The 19,604-nt window shown below is 64.3% G+C and carries 17 protein-coding genes; 10 read left to right on the forward strand and 7 right to left on the reverse strand.

Translation table 11 applies throughout. The features are described from left to right. Position 1 precedes the first annotated feature (1 nt). Positions 2–619, forward strand: coding sequence for a cob(I)yrinic acid a,c-diamide adenosyltransferase (gene cobO / locus NKH04_RS19630; RefSeq protein WP_352815825.1), 618 nt, complete (start codon positions 2–4; stop codon positions 617–619). Positions 620–989: 370 nt separating this feature from the next. Here the strand turns inward: cobO and cbiB are convergent, their stop codons facing one another. Then, a complete protein-coding gene (cbiB, locus tag NKH04_RS19635; RefSeq protein ID WP_353044794.1) occupies positions 990–1,961 on the reverse strand; it encodes an adenosylcobinamide-phosphate synthase CbiB in 972 nt (323 codons plus the stop codon). Here cbiB and cobD point away from each other — a divergent pair. The 3 genes from cobD (at position 1,960) to NKH04_RS19650 (ending at position 4,791) form a co-directional block, all read left to right on the forward strand. Next, on the forward strand, positions 1,960–3,018 hold the full coding sequence (gene cobD / locus NKH04_RS19640) for a threonine-phosphate decarboxylase CobD (RefSeq protein ID WP_352786988.1): 1,059 nt from the start codon (positions 1,960–1,962) through the stop codon (positions 3,016–3,018). The two genes, cbiB and cobD, sit on opposite strands and share 2 nt — an antisense overlap. After that, positions 3,015–3,518, forward strand: a complete 504-nt coding sequence (locus NKH04_RS19645) for a tyrosine phosphatase family protein (protein ID WP_352815820.1) — start codon at positions 3,015–3,017, stop codon at positions 3,516–3,518. The genes cobD and NKH04_RS19645 overlap by 4 nt, the downstream gene beginning before the upstream one ends. A 130-nt stretch (positions 3,519–3,648) precedes the next feature. Next, positions 3,649–4,791, forward strand: coding sequence for a serine hydrolase domain-containing protein (locus NKH04_RS19650; protein ID WP_352614060.1), 1,143 nt, complete (start codon positions 3,649–3,651; stop codon positions 4,789–4,791). A 64-nt stretch (positions 4,792–4,855) separates the two neighbouring features. On the opposite strand, the gene NKH04_RS19655 is transcribed toward NKH04_RS19650, so the two are convergent. After that, complete coding sequence (locus NKH04_RS19655; protein WP_353044795.1) at positions 4,856–5,659, reverse strand: creatininase family protein; 804 nt, start codon at positions 5,657–5,659, stop codon at positions 4,856–4,858. 57 nt (positions 5,660–5,716) lie between these two features. Further along, positions 5,717–6,100 carry a RidA family protein gene (locus NKH04_RS19660; protein WP_352470263.1) on the reverse strand — a complete coding sequence of 128 codons (384 nt, stop codon included), beginning with the start codon at positions 6,098–6,100 and terminating at the stop codon, positions 5,717–5,719. 274 nt (positions 6,101–6,374) lie between these two features. Here NKH04_RS19660 and NKH04_RS19665 point away from each other — a divergent pair, with 274 nt between their 5' ends. The 6 genes from NKH04_RS19665 to NKH04_RS19690 all read left to right on the forward strand — a co-directional run bounded on the left by NKH04_RS19665 (position 6,375) and on the right by NKH04_RS19690 (position 12,583). Further along, the gene (locus tag NKH04_RS19665) at positions 6,375–7,379 is read left to right on the forward strand and encodes an ABC transporter substrate-binding protein (RefSeq protein ID WP_352613967.1); all 1,005 of its coding nucleotides are present in this window, start codon (positions 6,375–6,377) and stop codon (positions 7,377–7,379) included. Between the two features lie 3 nt (positions 7,380–7,382). After that, positions 7,383–8,225, forward strand: a complete 843-nt coding sequence (locus NKH04_RS19670) for an ABC transporter ATP-binding protein (RefSeq protein ID WP_353044796.1) — start codon at positions 7,383–7,385, stop codon at positions 8,223–8,225. Then, positions 8,212–9,063 (forward strand): ABC transporter permease, encoded by an 852-nt coding sequence (locus NKH04_RS19675; RefSeq protein ID WP_352490743.1) that lies wholly within the window; start codon positions 8,212–8,214, stop codon positions 9,061–9,063. The genes NKH04_RS19670 and NKH04_RS19675 overlap by 14 nt, the downstream gene beginning before the upstream one ends. Before the next feature lie 17 nt (positions 9,064–9,080). Then, the gene (locus NKH04_RS19680; protein ID WP_353044821.1) at positions 9,081–10,379 is read left to right on the forward strand and encodes a cytosine deaminase; all 1,299 of its coding nucleotides are present in this window, start codon (positions 9,081–9,083) and stop codon (positions 10,377–10,379) included. After that, entirely contained in the window at positions 10,376–11,776 is a 1,401-nt protein-coding gene (locus NKH04_RS19685; protein WP_502904268.1) for an FAD-binding oxidoreductase, read from the forward strand. Before NKH04_RS19680 ends, NKH04_RS19685 begins: the two co-directional genes overlap by 4 nt. A gap of 225 nt (positions 11,777–12,001) precedes the next feature. Then, a complete protein-coding gene (locus NKH04_RS19690) occupies positions 12,002–12,583 on the forward strand; it encodes an NAD(P)H-dependent oxidoreductase (protein WP_353044797.1) in 582 nt (193 codons plus the stop codon). 6 nt (positions 12,584–12,589) lie between these two features. On the opposite strand, the gene NKH04_RS19695 is transcribed toward NKH04_RS19690, so the two are convergent. The 4 genes from NKH04_RS19695 to NKH04_RS19710 are packed head-to-tail and all read right to left on the reverse strand — an operon-like array spanning position 12,590 to position 19,591. Beyond that, on the reverse strand, positions 12,590–15,064 hold the full coding sequence (locus tag NKH04_RS19695; protein ID WP_353044798.1) for a GcvT family protein: 2,475 nt from the start codon (positions 15,062–15,064) through the stop codon (positions 12,590–12,592). Next, positions 15,061–16,242, reverse strand: a complete 1,182-nt coding sequence (locus NKH04_RS19700; protein ID WP_353044799.1) for a pyridoxal phosphate-dependent aminotransferase — start codon at positions 16,240–16,242, stop codon at positions 15,061–15,063. Before NKH04_RS19700 ends, NKH04_RS19695 begins: the two co-directional genes overlap by 4 nt. Then, positions 16,242–17,141: a homocysteine S-methyltransferase family protein gene (locus NKH04_RS19705; RefSeq protein ID WP_353044800.1), complete on the reverse strand. Its 900-nt coding sequence runs from the start codon at positions 17,139–17,141 to the stop codon at positions 16,242–16,244. The genes NKH04_RS19700 and NKH04_RS19705 overlap by 1 nt, the downstream gene beginning before the upstream one ends. Beyond that, positions 17,138–19,591: a GcvT family protein gene (locus tag NKH04_RS19710; RefSeq protein ID WP_353044801.1), complete on the reverse strand. Its 2,454-nt coding sequence runs from the start codon at positions 19,589–19,591 to the stop codon at positions 17,138–17,140. The genes NKH04_RS19705 and NKH04_RS19710 overlap by 4 nt, the downstream gene beginning before the upstream one ends. Positions 19,592–19,604 lie beyond the last annotated feature (13 nt).

The raw sequence follows: 19,604 nt of genomic DNA on the forward strand, positions 1-19,604 counted from the left end.
CATGGCTGATACTATCGATCCCAAGGACGAGGAACGCCACCGCGCCAAGATGGCCAAGCGCAAGGCGGTGCAGGACGCAGAGGTCGCGGCCAAGACGGTCGAGAAGGGGCTGCTGATCGTCAACACCGGACCGGGCAAGGGCAAGACCACGGCCGCCTTTGGGCTGGCACTCAGGATGCTCGGCTATGGCAAGCGCGTCGGCGTCGTTCAGTTCATCAAGGGCAAATGGCACACCGGCGAGAAGGACGCGTTTGCTAGTTTTGGCGATCGTGTCGTCTGGCACGCCATGGGCGAAGGCTTTACCTGGGAGACACAGGACCTGAAGCGCGACATCGCGGCGGCCGAGGCTGCCTGGGCGAAAGCGCTGGAGCTGATGGCCGAGCCGTCGATCAGCCTCGTGGTGCTCGACGAGCTGAACATCGCGCTGCGCTACGACTACCTCGATCTCGAAAAGGTGGTCGCGGCGCTGAAGGCGCGTCGCGAAGGCCTGCATGTCGTCGTCACCGGCCGCAACGCCAAACCGGTATTGGTCGAGGCGGCCGATCTGGTCACCGAGATGGGCGTGACCAAGCACCACTTCTCCGCCGGCGTGAAGGCGCAGCAGGGGATCGAGTTCTGAGGGGTGTTGCTGGCGCCTCTTCTTCCTTCTCCCCTTGTGGGAGAAGGTGGATTGGCGCGCAGCGCCAAGACGGTTGAGAGGTGCTGGCCGGGGCGCTGTTTGGTGCCAAGCTGGAACACCCCTCATCCGGCCGCTTCGCGGCCACCTTCTCCCACAAGAAGGGGAGAAGGGAAAGCCGCACGAAGCGGCTCGCCCCGGGAATGGTAAGGGTGAGGGGCGGCGCCGACCTGACGCGATTATTTGAGGCGTAGCCTTATTTTGTTCTTGCTTTGTGCCGGCAGCTATGCTACTAATTTCGGTATGGTGCTAATTGGCTCCAACGACCCGCCGCATGGTGGGTTTTTTGTTTCCACTCGATCTCGAGCGCAGATCACGCCAAGATAACAACCATCGCGACCACGCCGAATAGCGCGATCAGCAGTAAGTCGGCGACACGGTAGAGTTTGAGGGCCCGTCGGATGTCGGTGCTCTCGACATCATCGCGCCGGCCGCCTTCGCCCATCAACGCGTCTTCGACCATGACGCCATCGTAGGAACGGGGGCCGGCGAGCGCCAGGCCGAGCGCGCCGGCCATCGCTGCTTCCGGCCAGCCGGCGTTGGGCGAGCGGTGTTTTTTCGCATCGCGCCGCACGGCGTGCCAGGCGCCCTTGGCGTCGGCGCCCTTGACCAGAAAAGCGGCGAGTACGATCAGCAGCGCCGTCAGCCGCGACGCCGGCAGATTGATCCAATCGTCGAAGCGCGCCGCCGCCCTGCCGAAGGCTTCGTGGCGCGGGGTGCGATGGCCGATCATCGAATCGGCGGTGTTGGCGGCCTTGTAGGCGACGCCGCCGGCGAGCCCGCCGATACCGAGCCAGAAGGCCGGAGCGACGACACCGTCGGAGAAATTCTCGGCCAGGCTTTCGATCGCGGCGCGGCAGACAGCGGCCCTGTCGAGCTTTTCCGGGTCGCGACCGACGATCCGCGAGACGGCAATGCGGCCCATATCCAGTCCGCCGCTGTCGAGTGCGTCGGCGACCGCTTCGACATGCTCGGCCAGGCTCTTCTGCGACAGCAGCGACGTCGCCAGGATTGAGGTGACCAACAAGCCGAGGGGAATGCTCCAAAGCAAGGTTTCGAGCCAGAGGGCGAGGGCGGCCGGCACCAGCACGATCACCAGCAGCGCGACGACGCCCCAGCCGCGACGGTGGGCGTCGGAATCAGTGGCGCGGTTGAGCCTGCGGTCGAGAAAGGATATCAGCCTGCCGAACCAGGTGACGGGATGGCCAATGGCATCGAAGAGCCGGGCCGGGTAGCCGAGTACAAGTTCGATGGCCAGCGACAGGAAAGTGATCAGGATCGGCATGAAGTCTCTTGATGGAGTGACGGCGGCAGTGGACCACGGCGGAAGCCTTGGCCGGGCGAGGGCGCTTTTCCCTCACGCGCCGCTGCCTTTCGTCGACCTCTCGACCGGGATCAATCCGCACTCCTACCCGCTTTTCGATTTGCCCGCCACCGCCCTGTCGCGATTGCCGGAAACAGCGCGCAGCCGCGACTTGGCTGAACGCGCGGCAAGCGCCTATGGCGCCCCGTCGGCGGCGAATGTCGCAGCGGCGCCCGGCACGCAGATCCTGTTGCCGCGCGTCGCTTCGCTGGTCAGCCCGGGCACGGCGCTGGTGCTCGGGCCGACTTATGCCGAGCATCGGCGGGCAGCGGCGATCGCCGGCCATGCGGCGGCTGAAGTCGATGATTTCGAAGCCCTGGCGGCGGCCGACCTTGCCGTCGTCGTCAATCCCAACAACCCGGACGGGCGCGTCGTCGAGCGCGAAAGATTGCTTCGACTTGCCGGGACATTACGCGCCAGAGGTGGGCTGCTGGTGGTCGACGAGGCCTTCATGGATGTCGGCCCGCGCAGCGAAAGCCTGGCCGGCGACGTCGACCAGGGCGGCATCGTCGTGCTGCGTTCGTTCGGCAAGTTCTTCGGCCTGGCCGGCCTGCGGCTTGGCTTTGCACTGGCCGATGCGCTGACGGTCGAGCGGCTGGAGGCGCAATTCGGGCCATGGGCGGTTGCCGGGCCGGCGCTCGAATATGGCATAAGGGCGCTTGCCGATACCGGCTGGCAGGCCGGGATGCGGCGCCGTCTGGCCGAGGACGCTGCGCGGCTCGATACGCTGTTCGGCCGCTTCGGCGTGCCTGTCGCCGGTGGCACCGCGTTGTTCCGCTATATCAGGCTGGCGGGCGCCGCCGGCCTGTTTTCGGTGCTCGGCCAGCGCGGCATCCTGCTTCGGCATTTCGCCGATCGTCCGGATGTGCTGCGCGCCGGCCTGCCGGGAGCCGATGAAGAATGGCGGCGGCTCGAATCCGCACTTGCCGGCTGGGCCTCGCGGCGCGACGATGATGCCAAGGGAGAAACTACCCAATGATCCACGTCTGCTCGCTGTCCAAAGTCGAGGAAACGGTAACGAAGACCGGGGCCGGGCGGCTTCTTTCGCTGCTCGCTGCCGGAACGGAGGTGATGCGACCGGCCTCGATCACCAGGGAAAACCATCTGCATCTGGTCATGCATGACATTGCGGTGGCGCAGGAGGGCATGACCATGCCGGGCGAGGAGCATGTCTTGAACCTGCTCGATTTCGCCTGCCAATGGGATCGGTCGCGGCCGCTGGTGGTGCATTGCTATGCCGGCATCAGCCGTTCGACCGCCTCGGCCTACATCATCGCGGCAGCGCTGGCGCCGAAGCGCGACGAGGCCGAGTTGGCCGAGACGCTGCGCGCGCTGTCGCCCACGGCGACACCCAATCCGCGGCTGATCGCAATTGCCGACGCACTGCTCGATCGCAGGGGCCGGATGATCGAAGCGATCCAGGCGATCGGGCGCGGCGCGGATGCTTTCGAAGGCACGCCGTTCGAATTGAAAATCTGAGCTTAAAAACAAATTCCAGGAAAATGCGCAGGAGTTCTAGGACACGGCCAAGGGGCGAATGATGATCGGGAGAATTTTGGCCATCGTTGTTGGCGTGGTCTGCGCGACAGGCAGCGCCATGGCCGCGTCCATGCCGGCTCTCAAGTCGATCGACCTGGCAGCGCTCCAAGCCACTGTCGAGGGTTTGGCCAAGGAACTTATGCTGCCCGGTGCCATGGTTTTGCTCAAGACTCCGCAGGGCAACCTCGTCTTCGGCTACGGTACGACTGAACTGGGTGCCACGAACCCGCCGCGCGCCGATACCCACTTCCGTGCGGCCTCGAACACCAAGACGATGACCGCCGCTGTCATCGTGCAACTGGTGCAGGAGGGGAAACTGAGCTTCGCCGATCTGATCTCGAAATACGTCCAGCGCGTTCCCAACGGCGACGAGATAACCATTCGGCAGCTCATAACAATGCGGAGCGGCCTCCCTAACTTCACCAATGCGCCGGAACTTGCCGAAAGCCTGGACAAGTATCCTTACAGGGTATGGACCGCCGATGAAGTACTCGGCATGGCGTTCAAACGGCCGCCGGACTTCGCGCCGGGTGCCGAATTCGAGTACAACAACACCAACTACTATCTGCTCGGCCTTGTTGCCGAGAAGATCGACGGCAAGCCGCTCTCGACCATCTTCCGGGACCGCCTGTTCGGGCCGCTCGGCATGAAGAACACCGCGTTGCCGCCGAGCACGTCGAACGCCATCCCCGAGCCATACTCAAACGGCTATCTCTACGGCAGTACTTCGTACGCCCTGGCTGATGCGCCCTATCCGGACGACCTCCAGGCTGCGGCCAGGGCGGGAACGCTCAAGCCCAACGACGACACATGGCAGAACCCGTCCGCCTACTTTGCGGCTGGCGGAGTCATCTCCACCGCGGATGACCTCGCGACCTGGATGCGCGCGCTGGTCGGGGGCAAGCTCTTCAATGCCGACTTCCAGCGGCAGTGGCTTGCAAGCCCTGAGGCGCCGGAGCCGGGCGAACCCGCCATGCAAAAATACGGCTATGGCATCCTAACGCTGACTTTCGGGCCTAACGAAATCTACTATCACGAAGGCGAGATGCCCGGTTACCAGTCCTTCATGGGCTACGATCCGGCCAATGATGTCACCCTGGTCATATGGACCAACCTGACTCTCGCGCTCGACGGCCAGGCGACCGCCAACACCTTGATGGTGAAGATACTCGACGAAATCTACACGGTGTCGCCGCTTCAAGACGTGAAGTGAGGATCCTCGCGCCCGAATGGAATCGCCCCTCGTGAGCGAGGCCTGAGGTGGTGGGATCAAACACCTACGCCAACCAATCCGCCAGCTTTGCCTTGCCCACGTCCCTCAGCAGGTCGATGAAGCCGTCGGCCTGATGTTCGGCGGTCAGCCGGCCTTTTTCGGCGGTGGCAATGCTGGCGTCGCCGACCACGCCATTCGGGTTGAGGTCGCTGGCGATCCAGGCGAAGGCGTGCGTTCCGGTGTGGCGCAGCAGCGAAAATTCCTTTTCGGCGCGGGCGACCTTGGACACGAAATTGTCGGCCTTGGCCATGTCGACGAGGTCGGGCCGGAAATGCAGCATCAGCGAGGTCTCGACGTCGCCGCCATGAATGCCGTGGCGGTCCTCGAGCTCGGTGTACATGCCGGCCGGCCGGCCAAAACGCTGCCAGCTGGTCTTTACCGCCAGCATCTTTGCCCGCACGCGCAATTCGCGGGTGATGATGCCCATGATCTCCTCATTGCCGCCATGCGAGTTCACGACAATCAGTTTTCGGACGCCGGCGCGCGCGACCGACAGGCCAAGTTCGGTCCACGCCTCGACCAAGGTCGTCGCCGGCAGGGTGAGGGTGCCCGGCGCATGCAAATGCTCGTTCGACTTGCCTACCGCCTGGACCGGCAGGATGCGGATGTCGAGATCGCCGGGCAGGCGCGCGATCACCGTCTCCAGCATGCCGTTCATGATCGAGGTGTCGGTCGAGACCGGCAGATGCGGGCCGTGCTGCTCAATCGCCGCCAGCGGCAGAACGGCAATGGTCGCCTCAGGATCGACGGTCGCGTATTCGGTGGTCCGGTAGTCACCCCACCATACGCGTTTTTTTGCAGCGGTCATGTCATGCCCTCTTGAACCGACAAGCCCAGACCTAACGCGGGAACGATCGGCTGTCGATCATCCCGCCGCAATGACCTCGATCTCGACCTTGAATTCCGGCCGGGCAAAACCGGACACGATCATCAGCGTCGAGGCCGGCGCCGGGCTGGCAAACAGCCGGTCGCGAACCTCCATATAGGGCCGCAGGAAGGCGCGGTCGGTGACGTAGGTGTTGATGCGGACGATGTCGGACAGGCCGAGCCCGGCCTCGCCGAGAATCGCCGCTATGTTCTGGAAACAAAGCTCGGCCTGTGCGCCGGCCTCCTCGGGGATCTGGTCGTCCGGGGTGATTGCGACTTGGCCCGAACACAGCACCAGCCGCTTGCCGGGCGGCAGTTCGACACCATGGCTGTAGCGGGCGAAGGGCGGCTTGATCGACTTCGGCGTGAGAAATTTGAACATGGCAATCTCCGTTCACGGCAGCCTAAAGCGGGATCGATGCGGGCATCAAGATGGCGGTGCATGTCACGAGGGCGATTGTGGACAGGCGATCAAAAAATAGGCACGATGCCTTTCGTACAGCATGACCCGTCCGGCTCGCGCCGCCATTGCACAGGCGGGCATTGCACAAGCGGGCGGTCCCGGCGCAACGCGCCGGTGGCATGTGTCTTGCTTCTTGAAACAATGGTGTCGAGCCCGACGCGTGACGCGCCGGAGCGAACAAAGGGTGGTGTGGATGTACGGAAAACTCAAGATTTCGGCGGGCGTGATCGTGCTGCTTGGCGCAGGCACGCTTGCCGCGGCAGCGAACGAAAAAGTCACCTTCGGCACCAACTGGCTGGCTGAGCCGGAGCATGGGGGTTACTACCAGGCCGTGGTGGACGGCACCTATGCCGCCTGCGGCATCGACGTGACGATCATGCAGGGCGGCCCACAGGTCAGCGGCCGGCCGCTGCTGCTGGCCGGCAAGATCGATTTTTACATGGGCGGCAATCTGCTGTCGGCCTTCGATGCCGTGCAGCAAGGCATACCGATGCGCGTCGTGGCGGCCGACTTCCAGAAGGACCCGCAGGTCATCATGTCCCATCCCGGGCAGGGGCTGGACAAATGGGAAGACCTGAAGAACGCCGAGCAGTACATCCTCGGCGACGAAGGTGCGCAGACCTTCTTCCAGTGGATGGTCACCGACCTCGGCTTCGATGCCGCCAAGCGCGTGCCCTACACCTTCAACCCGGCACCGTTCATCGCCAACAAGAAGTCGATCCAGCAGGGTTACGTCACCTCGGAGCCATTCGCCGTCCAGAAGCAGGGCGGTTTCACGCCGAACCAGTTTCTGCTGGCCGACTATGGCTGGGACACATATGCAACGACGGTCGAGACCATGCAGGAGACGATCGACAAGCGTCCCGAGGTGGTCCAGTGCTTCGTCGATGGCTCGGCCAAGGGCTGGTACAATTATCTCTACGGTGACAACAAGGCCGCCAACGAGATGATCAAAAAGGAAAATCCGGACATGACGGATGAGCAGATCGCCTTCTCGATCGAGCAGCTGAAGAAGTTCGGCGTGGTCGATTCCGGCGACAGCGAAAAGCTCGGCATCGGCGCCATGACCGATGCGCGCATCCAGAGTTTCTACGACAAGATGATCAAGGCCAAGGTCACGCCGGCGGGCATCGACATCAAGAAGGCCTACACGCTGGCCTTCGTCAACAAGAGCGTCGGGCTCGACCTGAAGAAGTAGGCCGTGAAGCTGGAGAAAGTGGCGCAACAGCCAGGAAGTATACCAGGGCCGACGCTGTTGGCGCTGCGCGGTGTCGGCAAGGTGTTTTCCAACGGCGTTACCGCGCTCAGCAATGTCGAGCTGACGATCCGGGAAGGCGACTTCCTCAGCCTGCTCGGGCCGTCGGGCTGCGGCAAGTCGACGGCGCTGCGGCTGATTGCCGGCCTGTCGACGCCGACCTCGGGCGTGCTCGACTGGCGCGGCAGCGGCGCCCTCGAGCGTTCGAATATCGGCGACCGTTTAAATATCGGCTTCGTCTTCCAGGAGCCGACGCTGCTGCCCTGGGCCGACGTCTTTGACAATGTCTGGCTGCCGCTGCGGCTGAAGGGCGTGTCGCGTGCCAAGGCGGCGCCGGCGGTGATGGAGATGCTGGCGCGGGTTCACCTGACCGGCTTCGAGAATGCCGTGCCGCGCGAACTGTCCGGCGGCATGAAGATGCGCGTCTCTATCGCCCGCGCCATGGTAACCAAGCCGCGCATTCTGTTGATGGACGAGCCGTTCGCCGCACTCGACGAGATCACCCGCTTCAAGCTCAACAACGACCTTCTCGAGCTATGGCAGGATGAGCGTTTTACCGTCGTTTTCGTCACCCACAGCGTCTTCGAAAGCGTATTCCTCTCCAACCGCATCGTCGTCATGGCGGCGCGGCCGGGCCGGGTGTTTGCCGAGCTTGCCGTCGATGCATCCTATCCGCGCGACGAGGCGTTTCGCACCTCGCCCGACTATGCCGCGCTCTGCCGCCAGGCATCCGACGTGCTGATCGGCGCCATCAACTCAACTGCCGGACCGCATCATGACGGCCATTGAAGAACCAGTCCTGGCGCTCGACCCGGAGGAGGCGCGCCGCGTCCGCCAGGAGCGCTTCGAGCGCATCGGCAGATGGCTGCTGCCGCTGGCGATCATGATCCTGGCCATCTGGCTGTGGGACCGCATCTGCGTCTGGAACGACATCCCGAAATACATCCTGCCGCGTCCCGGTGTGGTGCTGCAAACGCTGCACGACGATGCCGGGCTGCTGTTCTCCTCGCTGCTGGTGACACTCAGGATCACCTTCTTGAGCCTGCTTCTCGCCGTGGTCGGCGGTGTCGGGCTGGCAGTGCTGTTCGCTCAGTCGAAATGGGTCGAGATGTCGTTCTTTCCCTTCGCCATCGTGCTGCAGGTGACGCCGATCGTCGCGATCTTTCCGCTGATCAATATCTATGTCGACAACCAGACGACGAAGCTTTTGCTTTGCGCCTGGATCGTCGCCTTCTTCCCGATCCTCTCCAACACCACGCTCGGCCTCAATTCTGTCGACCGCAATCTGCGCGACATGTTCAAGCTCAACGGTGCGACCCGCTGGCAGCAATTGCGCTATCTGCGGCTGCCGGCGGCGATGCCTTATTTCCTCGGCGGGCTGAAGATCGCCGGCGGCCTGTCGCTGATCGGCGCGGTGGTGGCAGAGTTCGTCGCCGGCGCCACCGGCCAGTCGTCCGGCCTCGCCTCGCGCATCATCGAGGCCGGCTACCGGCTCAACGCACCAAGACTGTTCGCGGCGCTGATCCTGATCTCGCTCACGGGCATCCTGATCTTCCTGGTGCTGTCGCTGATTTCGCATCTCATTTTGCGGCGCTGGCACGAGAGCGCGCTGAGGCAGGAGCGGTGATGGTGAGCAGCGCCGCCTTGATACCGGCTTCTGGTTCCTACCATCTTTCCAACGTCCGGCTTCACGCGTCGCTGACGCCGGGGCTTGCGGCTGCCTTTGACGCCGACGGATTTGCGCTCGCGGACATTGCCGTCGCCGATGGCAAGATCTCCGGGATTACGGCGCATCGATCCAACGCACCGGCGGACGCCACCGACCTCGGCGGCCGCATCGTGCTGCCGTGCTTTGTCGACTGCCACACCCATATCGACAAGGGCCATATCTGGCCCCGAAAGCCCAACCCGGACGGCACCTTCATGGGCGCTTTGAACGCCACCGGCGCCGACCGCGCGGCGCGCTGGAGCGCCGACGACGTTGCCCGCCGCATGGATTTTTCGCTGCGCTGCGCCTACGCGCACGGCACCAGGGCGCTGCGCACGCATCTCGACAGCGTCGCGCCGCAGGAAGAGATCTCCTGGCCGGTGTTCGAGACGATGCGGGAGAAATGGCGCGGCCGCATCGAGCTGCAGGCAGCCTGCCTGCTCGGCATCGAGGGCGTGCGCGACAGGAAATGGTTCGAGAGGCTGGCCAAACGGGTGGCTGCCGCCAAGGGTGTCCTCGGCGTCGTCACCTACATGGTGCCGGATCTCGAAGAATTGCTCGACCAGGTGTTTGCGCAGGCGATCAAGCATGGCCTCGACCTCGATTTCCATGCCGACGAGACCGACGATGTCTCGGCGATCTCGCTGAAGAAAATCGCCGAAGCCGCCCTTTGGAACGGTTTTGACGGGAACATCCTGGTCGGCCATTGCTGCTCGCTGGCGCGCCAGCCCGATCTCGACGTGCTCGACACCCTGGACAAGGTCGCCAAGGCGGGCCTGGCGGTGGTGTCGCTGCCGATGTGCAATCTCTATCTGCAGGACCGGCGAGGCGACAGGACAACGCCGCGCTGGCGCGGGGTGACGCTGCTGCACGAGATGAAGGCGCGCGGCATTGCCGTCGCCGTCGCCTCCGACAATACGCGCGACCCGTTCTACGCCTATGGCGATCTCGACATGCTGGAGGTCTACCGCATGGCGACGCGCATCCTGCATCTCGACCATCCCGTCGCCGACTGGCCGCAGGCGGTGACCGCGACGCCGGCCAAGGTGATGCGGCTCGATGGTTTCGGCACGCTTGCCGCCGGAGCGCCGGCCGATTTCGTCGTCTTCAAGGGGCGGAGCTGGACGGAATTGCTGTCACGGCCCGAATCGGATCGCATCGTCGTGCGCGACGGGCATGCGATCGAGCGCCAGCCGCCCGATTATGCCGAACTCGATGATCTGATGGTGGAATGATGGATATTGCGGCGCTCAAGCGCGACCTGGACGGTTTGAAGATCGACGACCATCCGGCGATCGTCCAGCAGAAGAGCCGCGACTTCTACTGGTACAGCCCGGTGCTGAAGCAGCAGCTCGAACACGTCACCGGTGACCTGATCGTGACGCCGAAAACCGAAGACGAGGTCGTCCGCATTCTCGCCGCCTGCCACCGGCATGGCGTCCCGGTGACGCCGCGCGGCAGCGGCACCGGGAACTACGGCCAAGCGATGCCCTTGTCCGGCGGCGTCGTGCTCAATCTCGCCGAGATGAACGCGGTCAAGACGATTGCCCCCGGCCGTGTCGTCACCGGCCCCGGCGCCGTGCTCGCCGACATCGACAGAGCGACGCGGGCGCATTCCGGCCAGGAGCTCCGCATGTCGCCGTCGACCTACAACACGGCATCGATCGGCGGCTTCGTCGCCGGCGGCTCCGGCGGTATCGGCTCGATCCGCTGGGGCGGACTGCGCGACCTCGGCAACGTCATCCGGCTGAGGACCGTGACGATGGAGGCACGGCCGCGGGTCATGGAGCTCACCGGCGAGGACGTGCTGAAGGTCATGCACGCCTACGGCACCAACGGCATCATCACCGAAGTCGAGATGCCGCTGACCGCCAGCTATGACTGGATCGACGTCATCGTCGGCTTCGACGATTTCATGGATGCGGCCGGCTTCGGCAACGACCTCGCCATCCAGGACGGCATACTGGCAAAACTGGTCACGCCGATCGCAGCACCGATCCCCTACGATTACTTCAAGCGCCACCAGCGGTTTTTCCGGCGCGGCCAAAGCATCGTCGTCCTGATGATCGCACCGCATGCTATGGATGCCTTCCTCGCCTTCACGGCGCGCAGCAAGGGCGAGATCGTCTTCCGCGCCGACAAGGAGGCCGATCTCAAGGGATTGCCGCCGGCCTATGAGCTGACCTGGAACCACACGACGCTGCGTGCCATCCGGGTCGATCCGACGATCACCTACCTGCAGACCCGCTACCCGTCGCCGGACCACCTCGGCCACGTCAAGGCGATGGTCGACCGCTTCGGCGACGAGGTGCCGGCGCATCTCGAATTCATCCGCTTCGACGGCGCAATCGGCATTGCAGGGCTGCCGCTGGTGCGCTTCACCACGGCGGAGCGGCTCGACGAGATCATCCGCATCCACGAGGACAATGGCTGCTGGATCTTCAACCCGCACCGCTACACGCTGGAAGAAGGCGGCATGAAGCGCACCGACGAGGTGCAGCTCGCCTTCAAGCGCGAAACCGACCCGCAAGGGCTGCTCAATCCGGGCAAGATGATCGCCTGGGAAAACCCGGACTATGATTATCGCTCGGGCAAGTCGTTCCTGTTCAAGGGGCTGGAGAAGGCGGGTTGAGACGATGACGGGCGTGTGGCGCTGTATCCCCCTCTGGCCTGCCCTCTTTGCCACCACTTGGCATCTCCCCCGCAAGGGGGGAGATTGGCAGTTCCATCGTCTCGACCATCTTCCAACGTCGTCGAGTGGCGAACGCGATACTGACAGCCGATCTCCCCACTTGAGGGGGAGATGCCCGGCAGGGCAGAGGGGGGTGCTTGGTGCCGACTTGCGAGATGTTCTCCTGTGAACGTCCTCGTCCTCTATGCTCATCCTGTGGAGACCAGCTTCAATGCCGGCCTGCACCGGACCATCGTCGAGCGGCTGAAAGCGGCCGGCCATGTGGTCGACGATTGCGATCTCTATGCCGAGGGTTTCGATCCCAGGCTGACGCACGCCGAGCGGCTGTCCTATCACGACGCGCGCAGTGCCGGCGATCCGGCGGCGCCTTATGTCGAGCGCCTGTTGCGGGCCGAGGCGCTGGTGCTGTCGTTTCCGGTGTGGAACTTCGGCTATCCGGCCATTCTGAAAGGCTTTTTCGATCGCGTCTTCCTGCCCGGCGTGTCGTTCAAGCTGGTCGACGGCAAGGTGCAGCCGTCACTGCACAACATCCGCAAGGTGGTCGCGGTCACGACCTATGGCGGCAGCCGGTTCCGAGCCATGCTGATGGGTGACCCGCCGCGCAAGCTGGTCAAGCGGGTGCTGCGTGCGACGATCAAGCCCGGCGGGTCGGTTTCCTACCTTGCGCATTACTCGATGAACCTGTCGACAGAGGGCAGTCGGACGAGGTTCGTGGCGAAGGTCGCGGCCAGGATCGACGCGTTCTGAGGTGCGCTACATCCGCACCCGTTCCGACTTCGGATCGTACATCGGCTTGAGCGAGGCCTCGGCGGCAAAGCGCTCGCCGGCGATCTCGATCTCGTAGGACGACGACAGGACATCCGCCTCGCTCTCGCCCTTGCAAGGCACGTAGCCAAGCCCGATCGCGCCGCCGAGATGATGACCGTAATTGCCCGAGGTGATCGGACCGACGATCTTGCCGTCGCGCAGGATCGCCTCATTGTGGAAGAGCAGCGGCTCGGTGTCGTTCAGGCGGAACTGCACCAGCCGGCGTGACAGGCCGGTTTCTTTCTTCTTCAGCACCGCATCGCGGCCGAGGAAGTCTCTCTTGGCAGTCTTCACCGCGAAACCCAGCCCGGCCTCCAGCACATTGTCCTCGTCGGTGATGTCGTGGCCGAAATGCCTGAACGCCTTTTCGATTCGGCAGGAATCCAGTGTGTGCAGGCCGCATAGCTTCAGGCCGACGTCGGCGCCGGCTTCTTCTATCGCCTCGAAGACGTGGGCGGCCTGGTCGGTCGAGAGATAAAGCTCCCAGCCGAGCTCGCCGACATAGGTGACGCGGTGGGCGCGGGCCAGGCCCATGCCGATTTCGATCTCCTGAAACGTGCCGAACGGATTGTTCCCGTTGGAGAAATCGTTGGGGCTGACCTTTTGGATCAGCTTCCTCGAATCCGGGCCCATCAGGCAAAGCACGGCTTCGGCAGCGGTCACATCGGTGATGACGACGAACTCGTCGGCAAGGTGTTTTCGCAGCCAGGCCAGGTCGCGCTGCAGCGTGGCGCCGGGCACGACGAGCAAGAAGGCTGTTTCGGATAGCCGCGAGACGGTGAGGTCGCTCTCTATGCCGCCGCGCTGGTTGAGCATCTGGGTGTAGACGATCTTGCCCGGCGCCACGTCGATGTCGTTGGCGCAGAGCCTTTGCAGGAAAGCGCAGGCGTCGCGGCCCTCGACGCGGATCTTGCCGAACGAGGTCATGTCGAACAGGCCGACGCCGTTTCGGACCGCCAGATGCTCCTCGCGCTGGTTGTCGAACCAGTTCTGCCGTTTCCAGGAATAGCGGTATTCGCGCTCCTGGCCCTCCCGCGCAAACCAGTTGGCGCGCTCCCAGCCGGCGACCTCGCCGAACACCGCGCCGCGCGCCTTCAGATGTTCGTGCAGCGGCGAACGGCGGACGTTTCGCGAGGTTGCCATCTGCCGGTACGGAAAATGATCGGCATAGAGCAGGCCGAGCGTTTCGGAGACGCGCTCCTTGAGATAGCGGCGGTTCTTCTGGAACGGCTGGGCGCGGCGGATGTCGACCTCCCAGAGGTCGAAGGGCGCCTCGCCGTCATTGATCCATTGCGCCAGCGCCATGCCGGCGCCACCGGAGGAGACGATGCCGATCGAATTGTAGCCGGTCGCCATCCAGTAGCCGGAAAGCTCCGGCGCCTCGCCGAGATAATAGCGATCGTCGGGGGTAAAACTCTCGGGGCCGTTGAAGAAGGTGTGGATGCCGGCGGTGGCCAGCATCGGCATGCGGTTGACGCCCATTTCCAGGATCGGCTCGAAATGGTCCATGTCCTGCGGCAACTGGTCGAAGCAGAAATCCTCGCTTATGCCGTTCATGCCCCAGGGCTTGGCCACCGGCTCGAAAGCGCCGAGCATCATCTTGCCGGCATCTTCCTTGTAGTAGGCGCACTCGTCCGGCACGCGCAGCACCGGCAAGCGGGAAAGCCCGGGGATCGGTTCCGTGACGAGATAGAAATGTTCGCAGGCGTGCAACGGGATGGTGACGCCGTTCTGGGCGCCAAGTTCGCGTGCCCACATGCCGGCGCAGTTGACGACGATATCGGCCTCGATCAGGCCTTGCTCGTCGCCCTGCACCCAGGAAACGCCGGTGACGCGGCCGGCCCTGGTATGCACCTTGGTCACCTTGACGTTCTCGACGATCGTCGCACCGCGCTGGCGCGCGCCCTTGGCCAACGCCATGGCGATATTGGCCGGATCGCACTGGCCGTCGAGCGGCAGGTGCACGGCGCCGACCACATCGGAAACATTGAGATGCGGGTACATCTGCTTGACTTCGTTGGGCGAAATCTCGCGCACGTCGACATCGAAGGCGCGGGCGAGAGATGCCTGCCGATAGATCTCGTGCTTGCGCTCCTCGGTCAACGCCACCGTGATCGAGCCGACCTGGCGCATGCCGGTGCCGACATCGGTCTCGGCCTCCAGCTTGACGTAGAGGTCGGCCGAGTACTTCGCCAGCCGCGTCATGTTCTGCGAGCCGCGCAGCTGGCCGATCAGGCCGGCGGCGTGCCATGTCGTGCCCGACGTCAGCTGCTTGCGCTCGAGCAGCACGATATCGGTCCAGCCGAGCTTGGCCAGATGATAGGCGACCGAGCAGCCGGAGACGCCGCCACCGATGATGACCGCCCTCGCTTTGGGAGGAATGACCTTGGTCGGAATGGTTTTGGTGGGCGAGGCGTTCATGCGGCCTCGCGACCATAGCTGGAGGCAAAGCGGCGCAGGCGCGTGGCAGCCTCCATCAGTACCGGCTCAGGCTGGCAGAGGCTGAAGCGGATGTGGCCGGCGGCGGCCTCGCCGAAGCTTGAGCCGGGCATGACGCCGACCTTTTCCTGGTCGAGGAAGGCCCAGGCGAATTTTTCGTCGTCCGGCTCGATCGCCGATATGTCGAGCATGACGTACATGCCGCCTTCGGAGCCGCGCACGGTGATGTTGTTCATACCGCGCATGGCATCGAGGACGACGGTGCGCCTCGCGGCGTAGCGCTCGGCGATCTCCTTGACGCCGTAGCCATTTTCGAGCGCCTCGGCGCAGGCGAGGCTGATGAAGGCCGGCAGGCCGTAGGTCATCACCAGATTGAGGTCGGTCAGCAGCGAGACCATCGGTTCCGGCCCGGTCAGCCAGCCCATGCGCCAGCCGGTCATGCCGTGGCTCTTGGACATCGAATTGATGACCAGCGTGCGTTCGGCCATGCCGGGCAGCGAGCGTGGTGAGACGTGCTCGCCGCCGCCCAGCGTCCAGTAGACCTCGTCCGACAGCAGCCAGAGGTCATGTTCGCGGCAGATCTGCGCCAGCTCTTCCAGGCGCTCGCGCGAATAGACGGCGCCCGTGGGATTGTTCGGCGTGTTGATCAGGATGGCGCGGGTGTTCGGCCGAAGGGCGGCGCGGATGTCGGCGGCCCGCGGCTGAAAGCCATCCTCGGCGGGGGTCTCGACGACGCTGAACTCGGCGCCCGCCGCACTGAAGGTGTTGGGATAGGTGGCGTAATAGGGCGCGACGACGATGGCATGGTCGCCCTGGTCGAGAACCGCTTGTATGGCCGCGTAAAGCGCGGCCTGCCCGCCCGGGGTGGCGATGACCTGGTCGGGATTTGTCGCAACCCCGGTGCACCGCGTCGAGGCCGCCGCCATCGCCTTGCGCAGGCGCGGAACGCCGGCAAGCGGGGTGTAGTGGTGATTGCTGGCGCGAACCGCCGTCACGCAGGCTTCGATCGTCTCGCTCGGCGTGTCGAAATCATGGTCGCCGACCGACAGCATGATGATGTCCTCGCCGGCCTGCTTGCGCGCCCAGGCAGCGGAATGAACCTCCCAGCCATCCTTGCCCGAAGGCACGATGCCGGAAATGCGCGATGATGGCCTGGTCATTATGCTGCTCCCGAAATTTCATAACCGGCCTGTTCGAGCCGGTCGCGCAGCGCGGCGATGTGGGCCGGTCCGACTTCGCAGCAGCCGCCGACGATGCCGGCGCCGGCCTCGACCCAATCGACCGCCTGGCCGGCATAGGCATCCGGATCGAGGTCGTGGCGGGCGTGCAGCACTTCCACCGTACCGCCATGCTTGAGCGCCTCAATCGAGGTGAAGCCGTTGGCATAAGCGCCGACCGGACCGCCGAGAGCGATCAGTTCGGGCAGCGCTGCAGCGATCGCTTCGGGCCGGCAGCAATTGATCAGCCGGGCCGCGACGGGCAGGCCGGCAAGAGCGCCCGACGCCGCCGCAATGGCTTCGCCGCTGCGCAGGCGCGGCGTGCCGTGGTCGGCAAGCGTCCACGACACCCATACGGGCTTGCCGCTTTCCGACGCCGCGGTGACGGCGGCGCGCGCCTCTTCGGCCGACGCCATGGTTTCGCACAGAAACAGATCGACGCCGCCCGCCTGCTCGGCAACGATACGGCGATAGATGTCGAGCGTATCCTGGAAGGATATCGTCAGCGCCGGCGCATAGCTACCGAACAGCGGCGACAGGCAGCCGGCGATCGCCGCGTCGCCAGCCTGGTCGCGGGCTTGCCTTGCCAGTTCGATGCCGCGCTTCTGCAGGGGCTTGAACAGCTCTTGCGCGCCTTCGCGTGCCAGCCGTTCCGGCGTGGCTGAATAGGTGTTGATGGTGATGACGCGGGCGCCGGCGCGGATGAATTCCGCATGCAGGTCGCGCACCAGATCCGGTTCGTCGATCAGCACCCTGGCCGACCACAGCGGCGTCGGCTCGGAACTGCTACGGCGGACCAGCTCCTGGCCCATGCCGCCATCGGTGAGGATAACAGTCTTCATGCTCTGAGCCTCTCGTTCTTTGGATCCCATAACGGCTCATCCTTCTGCACGATCGCCCGAAAACGTTCGCCGAAGATCTCGATCTCGACCGCGGTTCCCGGCTCGGTGAGGTCGGCGCGCAGCATGCCGAGCGCGATCGACTTGTCGATGCGATGACCCCAGCCGCCGGATGTCGTCTCGCCGACGATGCGGCCATCATGCCACAGCGTCGACATGTAGGGCGCATCGCAGTCGCCGGGGTTTTCGACGACCAGCGTGACGAAGTGTTTCTTTACGCCCTGCTGCTTCTCGTTCTGCAGCGCCGCCTTGCCTCGGAAGTCGGGCTTGTCCCATCTGACGAAGCGCTCCAGCCCGCCCTGCAGGATCGAATAGTCGGTCGACAGGTCGCCCTTCCAGGTGCGGTAACCTTTTTCGAGCCGCAGCGAATCCAGCGCGTACATGCCGAACGGTTTTAGTCTATGCCTCTTCCCGGCCGCCCAGACGGCGTCGAAGATGGCTGCGGTATCGTCGACCTTGCTGTGGATTTCCCAGCCGAGCTCGCCCGCGAAGGACACGCGCACCAGCTTTGCCCAACGTCCGGCGATACTGGTTTCCTGATGCGTCAGCCAGGGCAGGGTGAGGTCGGCCGCGCAGAGTTCGGCGAGGATTTTTCGCGAGTTGGGGCCGGCGAGGATCTGGGTGGAGTATTCCTCCGTCCGGTCGACCAGCTTGAAAGTGGCGTCCTTCGGGATGCGCGATTTCAGCCATTCGAAATCATGCCACTGAGCCACCGCGGCGGTGATCAGCGTCATCAGGTTCTCGTCGTGGCGGACCACCGACATTTCGGTGACGATGCGGCCCTTGTCGTCGGCAAAATAGACGAGGCCGATGCGGCCGGGTTTCGGCACCAGGCCTGTCACCTGGAGGCTCAGCCATTCGGCGGCACCCGGACCATCGAGATTGAAACGGGAAAACCCCGGCAGGTCCAGAATGCCGGCGGCATCGCGCACGGCGAGGCATTCCTCGCGCACACGATGCTGCCACGGCCCGTCGCGGCGGAAGGTCAGCGTGGATTCTTCGGAGATGTCGTCGCCTGGCTTGGCATACCAGGTGGCGCGTTCCCAGCCATTATAAGCGTCGAACCGAGCGCCGAGTGCCTTGATGCGGTCGTGGAGCGGCGACAGCTTGCGGTCGCGCCCGGCCGGCCAGGCATGGCGCGGGAACTGGATGGCGTATTCGTTGCCGTAGATTTCCATGCCCTTGGCAACGCAATAATCCGGAGCCGAGGCGAAGGCGGTGAAACGGCGCGGATCGCAGGACCACATATCCCATTCGGTCTGGCCCTCGGTCACCCATTCGGCCAGCACCTTGCCGGCGCCGCCGCCCTGGGCGATGCCGAAGGTAAAGACGCAGGCCTCGAAGGCGTTGGGCACGCCGGGCATCGGGCCGATCAGCGGGTTGCCGTCCGGCGCATAGGGGATCGGCCCGTTGATGACCTTGGACAGGCCGGCGGTGCCGAGGATCGGCACGCGGGCGACAGCATCGGCCAGGTAATGTTCCAGCCGGTCGAGATCGTCGGGAAACAGCTGGAACGAAAAGTCGTCGGGCATTGGGTCGTTGTGGCCGACCCAGTGGGCGCGGCAATTGCGCTCATAGGGGCCGAGATTCATGCCGTTCTTTTCCTGGCGCAGATAATAGGACGTATCGACGTCGCGCAGCAGCGGCAGCTTCTTGCCCTGCTCCTTCGACCATGCGGCCAGTTCGGGGATTTCCTCAAACAGGATGTATTGATGGCTCATCACCATCATCGGCACCTCGCGGCCGAACATCCTGCCGACCTCGGCGGCGCGGTAGCCGGCGGCGTTGACGACGATCTCGCAGCGGATCTCGCCTTGCGTTGTCTCGACCACCCACTCGTCGTTGTCGCGGCGCACGCCGGTGACCGGACAGAAGCGGATGATCTTCGCGCCCATGTCACGCGCGCCCTTGGCCAGTGCCTGGGTCAATTGCGCTGGATCGATATCGCCATCATTCGGATCGTAGAGCGCGCCTTTCAGCTCATGCGTCTCGATGAAGGGGTAACGGCGCTTGATCTCGTCGAGCCCGAACACGTCGATATCCATGCCCTGGTAACGGCCCATGCCCTTGGCGCGCTGGAATTCCTGCATGCGCTCCGCGCTATGGGCTAGCCTGAGCGAGCCGGTGACGTGGTAGTTCATGGGATAGCCGACCTCGTCGGCCAGCCGGCGATAGAGCTCGGTCGAATAACGCTGCATGTTCATCAGCGACCATGACGAGGAGAAAGTCGGCACGTTGCCGGCGGCATGCCAGGTCGAGCCGGAGGTCAGCTCGTTCTTCTCCAGAAGCACGCAGTCGGTCCAGCCCGCCTTGGCGAGATGGTAGAGCGAGGAGGTGCCGACGGCACCACCTCCGATGATCACAACGCGTGCCGTGGTCGGCAAACCGGCCATGTTCTTCTCCGAC

Origin of the sequence: Mesorhizobium sp. M1365 (genome assembly GCF_040317865.1) — a bacterium.
Lineage (GTDB): Bacteria > Pseudomonadota > Alphaproteobacteria > Rhizobiales > Rhizobiaceae > Mesorhizobium.

Excerpts from the sequence above, each read along its gene's own strand:
- cobO (WP_352815825.1), top strand. The coding sequence starts at position 2 with ATGGCTGATACTATCGATCCCAAGGACGAGGAACGCCACCGCGCCAAG.
- cobD (WP_352786988.1), top strand. The coding sequence starts at position 1,960 with ATGAAGTCTCTTGATGGAGTGACGGCGGCAGTGGACCACGGCGGAAGC.
- cbiB (WP_353044794.1), bottom strand. The coding sequence starts at position 1,961 with ATGCCGATCCTGATCACTTTCCTGTCGCTGGCCATCGAACTTGTACTC.
- NKH04_RS19645 (WP_352815820.1), top strand. The coding sequence starts at position 3,015 with ATGATCCACGTCTGCTCGCTGTCCAAAGTCGAGGAAACGGTAACGAAG.
- NKH04_RS19650 (WP_352614060.1), top strand. The coding sequence starts at position 3,649 with ATGCCGGCTCTCAAGTCGATCGACCTGGCAGCGCTCCAAGCCACTGTC.
- NKH04_RS19655 (WP_353044795.1), bottom strand. The coding sequence starts at position 5,659 with ATGACCGCTGCAAAAAAACGCGTATGGTGGGGTGACTACCGGACCACC.
- NKH04_RS19660 (WP_352470263.1), bottom strand. The coding sequence starts at position 6,100 with ATGTTCAAATTTCTCACGCCGAAGTCGATCAAGCCGCCCTTCGCCCGC.
- NKH04_RS19665 (WP_352613967.1), top strand. The coding sequence starts at position 6,375 with ATGTACGGAAAACTCAAGATTTCGGCGGGCGTGATCGTGCTGCTTGGC.
- NKH04_RS19675 (WP_352490743.1), top strand. The coding sequence starts at position 8,212 with ATGACGGCCATTGAAGAACCAGTCCTGGCGCTCGACCCGGAGGAGGCG.
- NKH04_RS19685 (WP_502904268.1), top strand. The coding sequence starts at position 10,376 with ATGATGGATATTGCGGCGCTCAAGCGCGACCTGGACGGTTTGAAGATC.
- NKH04_RS19695 (WP_353044798.1), bottom strand. The coding sequence starts at position 15,064 with ATGAACGCCTCGCCCACCAAAACCATTCCGACCAAGGTCATTCCTCCC.
- NKH04_RS19700 (WP_353044799.1), bottom strand. The coding sequence starts at position 16,242 with ATGACCAGGCCATCATCGCGCATTTCCGGCATCGTGCCTTCGGGCAAG.
- NKH04_RS19705 (WP_353044800.1), bottom strand. The coding sequence starts at position 17,141 with ATGAAGACTGTTATCCTCACCGATGGCGGCATGGGCCAGGAGCTGGTC.
- NKH04_RS19710 (WP_353044801.1), bottom strand. The coding sequence starts at position 19,591 with ATGGCCGGTTTGCCGACCACGGCACGCGTTGTGATCATCGGAGGTGGT.